Here is an 11,655-nt window from a genome sequence, read left to right as displayed (position 1 = left end):
ATAATGAATGGAGAGGCAATGTGCTGCTGAACCGGTCTAAGCTTCTTTAGTGATGAAAACGGATACATGGGGGCGGGAAGATGAAAATACATGAGCAGGCTCAAAATCTTCAGGCGAAAGATGATCAGTTGATCTGGCATCATATGAAAGGGACAAACAAGGAAAATGAAAGCATGGTTATTCACGAGGCAGAAGGCGCATGGGTGACAGATATTCATGGGAATCGTTATTTAGACGGGATGTCAGGTCTTTGGTGTGTAAATGCCGGTTATGGCAGAAAAGAGCTTGCAGAAGCGGCATATAAGCAACTAAATACAATGCCTTATTATCCGCTGACGCAAAGTCATGTGCCAGCGATTCAATTGGCTGAAAAGCTAAATGAATGGCTTGGAGGGGACTATGTCATCTTCTTTTCTAACAGCGGTTCTGAAGCCAATGAAGCCGCATTTAAGATCGCCAAACAATATCATGCGCAAAAAGGAGAGAGCACAAGAACAAAGTTCATCTCCAGGTATCGGTCGTATCACGGCAATACAGCAGCTGCCCTTGCCGCAACGGGGCAGGCGCAGCGTAAATATAAATATGAACCATTAGGTCAAGGCTTTATCCATGTCGCACCGCCTGATATGTATCGTCATCCTGAGGATCAAGAAACTTTGGCAAGTGCAGCGGCAATCGATCAAGCCATGACGTGGGAACTAAGTGAGACCATTGCTGGAGTTATTATGGAGCCGATCATTACAGGCGGCGGTATCTTAATGCCGCCAAAAGGGTATTTGAAGAAGGTTAAAGACATCTGTGAGGCTCATGGGGCGCTTCTCATTGTGGATGAAGTCATCTGCGGCTTTGGCCGGACAGGGAAGCGGTTTGGTTTTATGCATGAAGATGTAAAGCCGGACATCATCACAATGGCAAAAGGGATCACAAGCGGCTATTTACCTCTTTCTGCAACGTGCGTGAAACGAGAAATCTATGAAGCTTACGTAGGGGAAGATACGTATGACAGACTGCGCCATGTGAATACATTTGGCGGTCACCCTGCTTCCTGTGCGGTTGCCCTTGCGAACCTAGAGATCATGGAAAACGAGAAATTAGTAGAACGGTCTGATACGCTTGGGCAAGACATGCTTGAACGTTTGCAAGAGTTAAAAGAGCATCCATTTGTCGGTGATGTCAGAGGAAAAGGCCTGCTGTTTGGAATTGAGCTTGTCCAGGATCAACAGTCCAAAAAACCAGCTGATCCACAGGTTGTCGCTCAATTGATTGCAGAATGTAAAAAACGCGGACTGATCATTGGGAAAAATGGTGATACGGTTGCCGGCTATAATAACGTTGCCCAGCTTGCACCGCCGCTCAATATAACAGACGAAGACGCCTCATTTATTATAAACACGCTTAAAGAAAGCATGGCACAGTTATAGCAGAGAGATTTCTCTGCTCAGCGTGTAGACAAACCCTCGCATTCGCCCGCAGGTCTGCGCTCCGGTGCTCACGAATGTCAAATTCGCTCCGCTCCGGTGCTCGTCCTTCCTAGACTGCAAAGGTTTTCTATCACGCTGAAAAGAAGACAAAGGGCTAAAATCAACATCATTTTAGCCCTTTGTCAACAATCTGAGCAGAGAGATTTCTCTGCTTTTTTCTATGGAAAAAGCACATACGCTGCTAAGTAAAATCGGCATTGGATACACTAGGTGTATTGAAAAATAGAAGAGATTCTATTACTGTTAGGAGGTGACTGAACCAATACACTTTGAAGGAGACGGCATATGAGTTTTCATGATCAACCCATTCTACCTGCTGTTCGCAATATGAAGCAATTTGAGGAATTTTTAAAAAGTCCATTTACATATGGGGTCTTACTTGATGTCCATTTAGGCCGGCTAAAGGGCATCATGAATGAGGCAAATGCCCATCATAAAAAAATGTTTGTCCATGTCGATCTCATTCATGGGATCAAACATGATGAGTATGGAACGGAATTTATTTGTCAGGAAATGAAGCCGGCAGGAATTATTTCTACTAGGTCTTCTGTCATAGTAAAAGCCAAGCAAAAAAAGGTATATGCCATTCAGCGAATGTTTTTACTTGATACAAGTGCCATGGAAAAAAGCATGGAGTTCGTAGGGAAACATCGCCCAGATTTTATTGAAGTATTGCCAGGGGTCGTGCCGGATCTCATTACAGAAGTGCGCGAGCGAGCTGGGATTCCAATATTTGCAGGCGGGTTTATCCGTACAAAAGAAGATGTAGAAAGAGCGCTTGAAGCAGGTGCTACAGCTGTGACAACATCGAATACAGCCCTTTGGAAAGCGTTCCAAAAGTGAAAAAGATAAAATGTGAAAATTGATTGACAACGTTTTCATCCTCTGATACTATAGCACTAAGTTAATATCATGTGATGGAGAAACGGAGATCCACAACAGCGCTTTACTAGGTGACAAATGACCCTGATGTAAAGTATGTTTGTTGTGGATCTTTTTTCTTTATCTTTTTTACACATTCATAGGGGATGGCAACTGAACCAGAGGAGGAATTTTCATGACACCATTTTGGGGTGAAGTCGTAGGTACAATGCTGCTTATTATTTTTGGAGGCGGTGTATGTGCGGCAGTCAATTTAAAGAAATCGCTCGCATATCAGTCCGGCTGGATTGTAATCGCTTTCGGATGGGGATTTGCAGTAGCCATAGCAGCTTATGCAACAGGTGGAATCAGCGGAGCGCATTTGAATCCTGCACTGACAATCGGGCTTGCGTTAGAAGGAAGTTTTCCTTGGGCTGATGTACCAATGTATATTGCCGGTCAAATGCTTGGCGCATTATTAGGAGCTATTATTGTCTTTTTACATTACTTACCGCACTGGAAAGCAACAGACGATCCAGGTGCAAAGCTGGGTGTATTCTCAACTGGTCCTGCGATTCCGCATACTTTTGCAAACGTACTTAGTGAAGTCATCGGTACATTTGTATTGGTTCTAGGAATCTTAGCGATTGGTGCAAATAAATTCGCAGACGGAATCAATCCGCTGATTGTTGGTTTCTTAATTGTCGCAATTGGTCTTTCATTAGGCGGAACAACTGGTTATGCAATCAATCCTGCACGTGATTTAGGTCCGAGAATTGCTCATGCGATTCTACCGATTCCAGGTAAAGGTCCATCGAATTGGAAGTATGCTTGGGTGCCAGTCGTTGGTCCAATTTTAGGCGGCGCATTTGGCGGTGTTTTCTACAATGCAGCCTTTAAAGCGAACATCACTCCAGCCTTTTGGATTGTAAGCGTTATTTTAGTTGTGGTATTGTTAGGACTCTATGTCTCTACGAAAAATCAAACAAATGCTGTAAATGAAAGTATGTAAGGGGAGGAAAACACCATGGCAAAAGAAAAATATATTCTCGCTTTAGATCAAGGGACAACAAGCTCAAGGGCGATCTTATTTGATCAAGAAGGCAAAATTGCACATACAGCTCAGAAGGAATTTAATCAATATTTTCCGAACCCAGGCTGGGTAGAACATAACGCAAATGAAATTTGGAGCTCTGTTCTATCCGTCATTTCAACTGCTTTAATTGAATCAGGCATTGAAGCAGATCAAATCGCCGGTATCGGCATTACGAACCAGCGTGAGACAGCTGTTGTTTGGGATAAACATACAGGCGCACCTGTTTATAATGCAATTGTTTGGCAGTCTAGACAAACGTCAGGCATTTGTGAAGAGCTAAAAGCGCAAGGACACAATGAAACGTTTAGAAATAAAACAGGTCTTCTCATTGATGCTTATTTCTCAGGGACAAAAGTAAAATGGATTTTAGACAATGTAGAAGGTGCTCGTGAGAAAGCAGAAAATGGCGACTTGCTGTTTGGCACAATCGATACATGGCTCATTTGGAAGATGACAGGCGGTCAATCACACGTCACAGATTACTCCAACGCGTCAAGAACGTTAATGTTCAACATTTACGATCTGAAATGGGATGAAGAACTACTTGATATCCTTGGCGTACCTGCTTCTATGCTTCCGGAGGTAAAACCATCTTCACACATCTATGGTGAAACAACAGACTATCACTTCTTCGGCAGAAATATCCCGATTGCAGGAGCGGCGGGAGACCAGCAGTCTGCACTATTCGGTCAGGCTTGCTTTGAAGAAGGAATGGCAAAGAACACGTATGGTACAGGATGTTTCATGTTGATGAATACAGGGGAAAAAGCAATTAAGTCGGATCATGGTTTATTAACGACAATTGCATGGGGCATTGACGGTAAAGTTGAATATGCTTTAGAAGGAAGTATTTTCGTAGCTGGTTCAGCAATTCAGTGGCTGCGCGACGGGCTGAGAATGTTTAAAGACTCAAAAGACAGCGAAGCCTATGCGGAGCGCGTTGAGTCAACAGAGGGCGTATATGTCGTTCCAGCATTCGTTGGTCTAGGCACACCATACTGGGACAGTGATGTCAGAGGCGCTGTATTCGGATTAACACGCGGTACTTCTAAGGAGCACTTTGTCCGTGCAACGTTAGAATCACTTGCTTATCAAACGAAGGATGTTTTAGATGCGATGGAAAAGGATTCAAACATCTCATTAAAAACTTTGCGTGTAGATGGCGGAGCTGTAAAGAATGATTTCTTAATGGGCTTCCAAAGTGATTTGCTGGATGTACCAGTAGAGCGTCCAGAAATTAATGAAACGACGGCACTCGGTGCGGCCTATCTTGCGGGAATAGCAGTTGGCTTCTGGAACGACCGTTCAGACATTGCAAAACAATGGAATCTTGACAAGCGCTTTGACCCTAAAATGGAAGAGGACAGCCGTGACTCGTTATACAGCGGGTGGAAAAAGGCTGTAAAAGCAGCTCAAGCTTTCAAATAAACCAAAAGTATGGTATACTTCAAGTAAGTTAATAGAACGGTTGGAGAACTGGAGAGACCGCAGGCACCGAAGTGTAGAAATACGCTTTGGGTGTTTGCGGTCTCTTTTTCTTTACCGTACAACATGGGAGGAACAAGAGATGACTTTTTCTAGCTTAGAAAGAGAACAAATGCTGCAGGAAATGACAAAAAAACCATATGATGTGTTTATCATTGGTGGGGGTATTACAGGCGCTGGTACAGCACTTGACGCGGCTTCACGCGGAATGCGTGTCGGTCTTGCAGAAATGCAGGATTTCGCAGCAGGTACGTCTAGCCGCTCAACGAAACTAGTGCACGGCGGACTTCGTTATTTAAAACAATTTGAAGTGAAAATGGTCGCAGAGGTCGGTAAAGAGCGTGCCATCGTATACGAAAATGGTCCTCATGTCACGACGCCAGAATGGATGCTTCTTCCGATGCATAAAGGCGGGACATTTGGGAAGTTTTCAACCTCTATTGGACTTAGAGTGTATGATTTTTTAGCTGGCGTAAAGCATAGCGAACGCAGAAGCATGCTAAGTGCGAAAGAAACGCTTGCAAAAGAACCGCTTGTCAAAAAGGACGGCTTAAAAGGCGGCGGCTACTATGTTGAATATCGTACAGATGATGCACGCCTCACAATCGAAGTGATGAAAGAGGCTGTGAAATTCGGAGCGGAAGCGGTCAACTATGCGAAAGTAAAAGAATTTATTTATGATAAAGGCAAAGTGGTTGGTGTTGTCATTGAAGATGTTATGACGAAGAAAACATACGATGTGTATGCGAAGAAGATCGTCAATGCGACAGGTCCATGGGTAGATCAGCTTAGAGACAAGGACCACTCAAAAGAAGGAAAACACTTACAGCACACAAAAGGAATTCACTTAGTATTCGACCAATCGGTCTTCCCATTAAAACAAGCAATCTACTTTGACACACCTGATAAACGTATGGTCTTTGCCATTCCAAGAGAAGGCAAAACGTACGTTGGAACAACAGATACAGTGTACAAAAAACAGCTGGAGCATCCGCGTATGACAAAAGCCGATCGTGACTATGTCATTCAAGCGATTCAGTACATGTTCCCTGATCTCAATATTACAGAAAAAGATGTGGAGTCCAACTGGGCCGGTCTTCGTCCGCTTATTCATGAAGAGGGCAAAGATCCTTCAGAAATTTCTCGTAAGGATGAAGTGTGGACATCATCTTCAGGCTTAATCACCATTGCTGGTGGTAAATTAACAGGCTATCGCAAAATGGCTGAGCATATTGTCGATCTCGTACGTGATGGATTGAAACAAGAGACTGGCAAAGATTATGGTCCATGTAAAACAAAACATATGCCAATCTCAGGCGGTCATGTAGGCGGATCTAAAAACATGGCAGCTTTTGTTCAAGCGAAAACAGCAGAAGGAGCATCTGTTGGTTTAACAGAACCGATTGCACAAAAATTAGCTGAAAAATATGGTTCAAACGTCAGCAGTGTCTACAAACGAGTAGAGCAGCTTCAAGGGGAAGCAGACAAACGAAACATTCCAGCATATGTGCTGGCAGAGCTTGTCTATGCGATCGAAGAAGAATTAGCTGTAACACCTGTCGATTTCTTTTTAAGAAGAACAGGAAGCCTATTATTTAATATCAATTGGGCAAAAAAATACGCACAGCCTGTTGTTGATTACATGGCAGAGCGTTTTGGCTGGGATGAAGCAGCAAAACAGAAACATCAAACAGAATTAGATCAATTATTCCATGAAGCAGTCGTACCGCTTGATGCTGAATAAAAGGAAAAGCCGATCATGTATCGGCTTTTTTTATTTATTCTGCATTTTTTCCAACTGCCAATGATATAGCATGACATAAAGGATGATTCCATATAAAATAACTGTAGATGTTATTATATTGATGATAAGAGCTGGGGAGGACGACCATGAGTTGGAAGACGAGTTATGAGCGATGGATCAATGAGAAGCACCTGGATACTGAACTAAGGGAATGGCTGGAGACGCATCAAGATGATCATCAAGCACTTGAAGACTGTTTCTACAAAAACCTTGAGTTCGGCACTGGAGGAATGCGCGGTGAGATTGGTGCAGGCACGAACCGAATGAATGTGTATACTGTTCGTAAAGCTTCAGCAGGTCTTGCTGCGTATATTGCGAAACATGGAGAGGATGCAAAAAAAAGAGGCGTCGCCATTGCATATGATTCACGTCATAAATCGCCTGAATTTGCGATGGAAGCAGCCAAAACACTTGCTTCACAAGGCATTCAAACGTACGTATTCGATGAATTGCGTCCGACACCAGAGCTCTCCTTTGCGGTTCGTGAGCTGCATGCATTTGCTGGAATCGTTGTGACAGCAAGTCATAATCCACCAGAATATAATGGCTATAAAGTGTATGGTGAAGATGGCGGGCAGCTGCCTCCATTTGAAGCAGATCAAGTCATTCAAGAAGTAGATGCAATTGAAAATGAACTGTCGATTTCAGTTGATTCTGAAGAAACGTTGAAACAGCAAGGGCTGATCAAAATGATCGGAGAAGAAATCGACCAGGCTTATATTGAAAAATTAAAAACCATAAGTGTGCACCCTGAGCTGGCACATGAGGTCGATGTCAAAGTCGTGTTTACTCCGCTTCATGGGACAGCCAATCACCCTGTCAGAAACGGACTTCAGACTCTAGGTTATCAGCATGTAACGGTTGTGCCTGAACAGGAAAAACCAGATCCACAGTTCTCAACAGTAACCTCGCCGAACCCAGAGGAGCATGCAGCATTTGAGTATGCCATCAAGCTTGGCGAAAAACAAAATGCCGATATCCTCATTGCAACAGACCCAGATGCTGACAGGTTAGGCATTGCAGTCAGAGATCACGAAGGAGAATTTACCGTCTTAACAGGCAACCAAACAGGCGCCCTGCTGCTCCATTATTTATTGTCTGAAAAACAAAAGCTGGGTCAGCTGCCGCCTCGTCCTGTTGTGATGAAAACCATTGTCACAAGTGAGCTTGGGCGTGCTGTAGCATCAGCTTTTGGTGCCGACACGATAGACACACTTACAGGCTTTAAATTTATTGGAGAAAAAATTAAGCAGTTTGAAAAGAGCGGAGAATACACGTTTCAATTCGGTTATGAAGAGAGCTATGGCTATTTGATCGGTGACTTTGCCCGGGATAAAGATGCGGTGCAAGCGGCACTATTAGCCGTTGAAGTCGCTGCCTTCTATAAAAAACAGGGCAAGTCCTTGTACGACGCGCTTGTCGATATTTTCAAGCAGTTTGGATTTTACCGTGAAGGATTAAAGTCATTAACCTTAAAAGGAAAAGAGGGAGCAGAGCAGATTTCAGCGATCCTTCATACCTTTAGAACAAATCCGCCAGCTGCCATCGCAGGGCAGCGCATCACAGTGATCGAGGATTACCAATCAAGTCAAAGACATCTTGTGGCTGAAAAGAAAGAGGAAACCATTCATCTGCCAGCATCAAACGTGCTGAAATATTTCCTTGAGGATGGTTCGTGGTTCTGCTTAAGACCTTCCGGCACTGAGCCTAAAGTGAAATTTTATATTGCAGTCAAAGGCACATCTTTAACAGATAGTGAAGAAAAGCTAAAGCATCTGTCAGAAGAAGTGATGAAAGTCGTTTATGATATTGTGGAAGAAACAGCGAAATAACGAAAGACAAGGCCATCATGTATGAATGCATGATGGCTTTTTTCTCAGTCAAAAGGATGAGAAAAAATCATTCTTTTGGAGAAAGATCCGCGTGGGGACTCATGGTATAATGAGCGTAATGATAAGTGAAGGCTGCAAATGCCGGGGGTAAACAGTATGGGAGAATACCAAGAGAAGGTTGAAACATTAAAAACGTTAAAAGAAATTGCTGAAAAGCTAAATGAAGGCATGGAAATGAAAGAAACGCTCCATGAAGTGCTCCATATGCTGATGGATGTCACAGGCTTTCATTCAGCATGGATTTATTTTATAGAAAAAGACGGGTCATATGAGCTGATGGCAGAGGTTTCTTTACCTGAAGCACTCGCAAAGCATCAAAAACAGCTCATGTGTCAAAATGATTGTTATTGCATCAACCGATACACAAAAGGCTCACTGCAATCAGCCACCAATATTATGAACTGCAAACGGATTGAAACGGCGATTGAACAAAAGCTTGGGGATACAGAGGGGATTACACATCATGCGACGGTGCCTCTACAAGCATGTAAGCGTACGTTCGGCTTATTAAATGTGGCGGCAAAGGGAAAAGTCACATTTACACAAGAAGAGCTGAATTTGCTTGAAAGCATTGCGCTTCAAATTGGTACAGCGATTCAGCGGATGAAGCTTGTGCAAAATGAACAGCAGCACGCCCTTTTACAAGAAAGAAACCGGCTGGCACAGGATTTACATGATTCTGTCAACCAAATGCTATTCTCTGTGAGTCTGACTGCTAAGGCTGCACGGCAAATGACAAGCGATCAGAATCTAGGGGAAATGATTGATTTTATTCAGCATTTGTCACAAGACGCTCTGATTGAAATGCGGTCACTCATTTGGCAGCTGAGACCAAGAGGCCTTGAAAAAGGGTTTACGACAGCAATTGAAGAGTATGCTCAGCTTTTAGGATTACGCTGCAATTTATCTTTATCAGGCTGTATAGAAATGGATCATTCTCACAATGAAACTTTGTTTCGGGTATGTCAAGAAGCGCTGAATAACTGTCAAAAACATGCGGAAGTAGAAGAAGTCGAGGTCAAACTTGAGCAATCAAAAGACACGTTTGAGATGAAAATCATTGACCTCGGAAAAGGTTTTCAATATGACGAGCAGATGAGCCTTCCTTCACTTGGGCTGAAAGGGATGTCCGACCGCATCCGAAGAGCAGGTGGTACATTTTGTATCCATTCAGAGTTAGGGAAAGGAACAACGATTCATGTAAAAGTGCCATTTTCACAAGAAAGGAAGGGATCGTCATGAGAGTTGTCATTGCAGATGATCATCATATTGTGAGAAAAGGCCTGGTGTTTTTCTTACAGACACAGCCTGATGTGGACATCGTTGGTGAGGCGTCCAATGGGCAAGAGGCATTAGAGGTTGTCAGAGATACTCAGCCTGACATTGTCTTAATGGATTTGTCTATGCCTGTCATGAATGGCATTGAGGCAACGAAACAAATGATGCTGGAAATGCCGGACACCCGCATTGTGATCCTGACAAGCTATGCGGATAAAGATTATGTGATTCCCGCTATTCAAGCAGGGGCGAAAGCCTATCAATTAAAGGATGTAGCACCAGAAAAGCTGCTTTCGACCATGATTGAAGTACAAAATGGCACCTATCAGTTAGATGGTCATATCACGACCTTTCTTGTGCAGCATCTGACAGAGCCAAAAGAGCAGAAATGGGCATTGATGAAAGAGCTGACCAATAGAGAGCGAGATGTTTTATTTGAGATTGCAAAGGGCAAAAGCAACAAAGAAATTGCCTCATCTCTGTTTATTTCTGAAAAGACTGTCAAAACGCACGTATCTCATGTATTATCAAAGCTAGAGCTGGCAGATCGAACCCAGGCGGCTCTGTATGCAGTGGATTATCAAAAAAATCAGCCAAAAGAGCTGCTATGACAGAAAGGATCTTAGTCGTTATGCTAAAACTTTTAAGCGCACATTCAATTCAATGAATTGAATAAAAAAGAGCACAGATGTTGGTTATTTGATGTGCGCTTTTGTGTAAAAAGAGAGGCATGTATAGTCTAATTTCTAATAGAAAAACGTAAAAGACTTGACGAGTGGATGCTCATCAAGTCTTTTTTTATTTTATAGGAGGTGATGAACTGGTCAATCACAGGTGAATTTAAAATGGGAGGGAATCAAAGTGGGAAAATATGAATTAGTAAGTGATTATCGCCATGATGTCAAATTAAAAGAGAGCTTTAATAAGCTTGCGATCGATACATTTGATTTGGATTTTAGTGACTGGTACGAAAGAGGCTATTGGGATGAAAAATATATACCTTATTCCTTTGTACATAACGGGAAGGTAATCTCTAACGCTTCTGTCTATCTTATGTCAGTGATCATTGATGGGCAAACGTATCGAGCAGTTCAAATCGGCACTGTTATGACAGATCAAGCCTATCAGCGTAAAGGATTAGCGGCAAAGTTAATGCAGCATATCATGGATGAATACAAAAATGAGTGTGATGTCATCTTTCTTTTTGCTAATGAAACTGTGTTAGATTTTTATCCGAGATTTGGTTTTACCCGTCATCACGAAAGTGAATTTAGCTTAAATATCAATAAAAGCGCTATTCAAATAAAAAAAGGTGTAGATGTTAAAAAGCTGACATTGGAGCAAGACCTCTCATTACTTGAACGTTTCGCAGAAAAGCGGCAAACTCACTCAATGAAGCTGGATGCTCAGCATCACAGCAGCTTATTGATGTTTTATTTTACATTAGTATGGCCGGATGACATTTTTTATATTGAAGCATTAGATACCATTGTGCTGATGAATGAAGAAAATGAAACGATGCATATGTTTGATATCATCTCGCTTCAAACGCCAAATGTACAAGAAGTTGTAGAAAGCATTGTGAAGGAAACAACGGAAAAAGTGATCTTTTATTTCACGCCTGATACGACAATTGAAGGTTTACACGCGGTTACAAAGCCAAATGACGAGGATGCATTGTTTATTTACACAAAGGAACACTGGGCAAAAGGCCACTTTATGTTTCCCATCACAGCGCACTGCTAATTGTATGTAAAA

The 11,655-nt window shown here is 42.7% G+C and carries 9 protein-coding genes; all 9 read left to right on the top strand.

The genetic code is table 11. From position 1 onward, the window contains the following. Positions 1-80: 80 nt before the first annotated feature. Positions 81-1,421: an aminotransferase gene (locus tag AC20OE_RS12010; RefSeq protein ID WP_487268882.1), complete on the top strand. Its 1,341-nt coding sequence runs from the start codon at positions 81-83 to the stop codon at positions 1,419-1,421. A 345-nt stretch (positions 1,422-1,766) separates the two neighbouring features. Continuing rightward, positions 1,767-2,324: a glycerol-3-phosphate responsive antiterminator gene (locus AC20OE_RS12005; protein ID WP_024425304.1), complete on the top strand. Its 558-nt coding sequence runs from the start codon at positions 1,767-1,769 to the stop codon at positions 2,322-2,324. 214 nt (positions 2,325-2,538) lie between these two features. Next, entirely contained in the window at positions 2,539-3,354 is an 816-nt protein-coding gene (locus AC20OE_RS12000) for an MIP/aquaporin family protein (RefSeq protein ID WP_039177442.1), read from the top strand. 15 nt (positions 3,355-3,369) lie between these two features. Continuing rightward, positions 3,370-4,866: a glycerol kinase GlpK gene (gene glpK / locus AC20OE_RS11995; protein WP_039177444.1), complete on the top strand. Its 1,497-nt coding sequence runs from the start codon at positions 3,370-3,372 to the stop codon at positions 4,864-4,866. Positions 4,867-5,005: 139 nt separating this feature from the next. After that, positions 5,006-6,667 (top strand): glycerol-3-phosphate dehydrogenase, encoded by a 1,662-nt coding sequence (gene glpD / locus AC20OE_RS11990; protein ID WP_047202870.1) that lies wholly within the window; start codon positions 5,006-5,008, stop codon positions 6,665-6,667. Positions 6,668-6,813: 146 nt separating this feature from the next. Then, positions 6,814-8,559 carry a phospho-sugar mutase gene (locus AC20OE_RS11985; protein ID WP_059375326.1) on the top strand — a complete coding sequence of 582 codons (1,746 nt, stop codon included), beginning with the start codon at positions 6,814-6,816 and terminating at the stop codon, positions 8,557-8,559. A 156-nt stretch (positions 8,560-8,715) separates the two neighbouring features. Next, positions 8,716-9,861, top strand: coding sequence for a GAF domain-containing sensor histidine kinase (locus AC20OE_RS11980; RefSeq protein ID WP_059375324.1), 1,146 nt, complete (start codon positions 8,716-8,718; stop codon positions 9,859-9,861). Then, complete coding sequence (locus tag AC20OE_RS11975) at positions 9,858-10,508, top strand: response regulator (protein WP_059375321.1); 651 nt, start codon at positions 9,858-9,860, stop codon at positions 10,506-10,508. The genes AC20OE_RS11980 and AC20OE_RS11975 overlap by 4 nt, the downstream gene beginning before the upstream one ends. Positions 10,509-10,758: 250 nt before the next feature. Continuing rightward, a complete protein-coding gene (locus AC20OE_RS11970; RefSeq protein WP_059375363.1) occupies positions 10,759-11,643 on the top strand; it encodes a GNAT family N-acetyltransferase in 885 nt (294 codons plus the stop codon). The last annotated feature ends 12 nt before the right edge of the window (positions 11,644-11,655 follow it).

This window comes from Bacillus sp. SRI_025, from assembly GCF_057592095.1.
This window is presented reverse-complemented; position numbering and strand designations above follow the sequence as displayed.

Coding starts and splice junctions, on each gene's coding strand:
- AC20OE_RS12000 (WP_039177442.1), top strand. CDS start 2,539: ATGACACCATTTTGGGGTGAAGTCGTAGGTACAATGCTGCTTATTATT.
- AC20OE_RS11975 (WP_059375321.1), top strand. CDS start 9,858: ATGAGAGTTGTCATTGCAGATGATCATCATATTGTGAGAAAAGGCCTG.
- AC20OE_RS11985 (WP_059375326.1), top strand. CDS start 6,814: ATGAGTTGGAAGACGAGTTATGAGCGATGGATCAATGAGAAGCACCTG.
- AC20OE_RS12010 (WP_487268882.1), top strand. CDS start 81: ATGAAAATACATGAGCAGGCTCAAAATCTTCAGGCGAAAGATGATCAG.
- AC20OE_RS11980 (WP_059375324.1), top strand. CDS start 8,716: ATGGGAGAATACCAAGAGAAGGTTGAAACATTAAAAACGTTAAAAGAA.
- glpD (WP_047202870.1), top strand. CDS start 5,006: ATGACTTTTTCTAGCTTAGAAAGAGAACAAATGCTGCAGGAAATGACA.
- AC20OE_RS12005 (WP_024425304.1), top strand. CDS start 1,767: ATGAGTTTTCATGATCAACCCATTCTACCTGCTGTTCGCAATATGAAG.
- glpK (WP_039177444.1), top strand. CDS start 3,370: ATGGCAAAAGAAAAATATATTCTCGCTTTAGATCAAGGGACAACAAGC.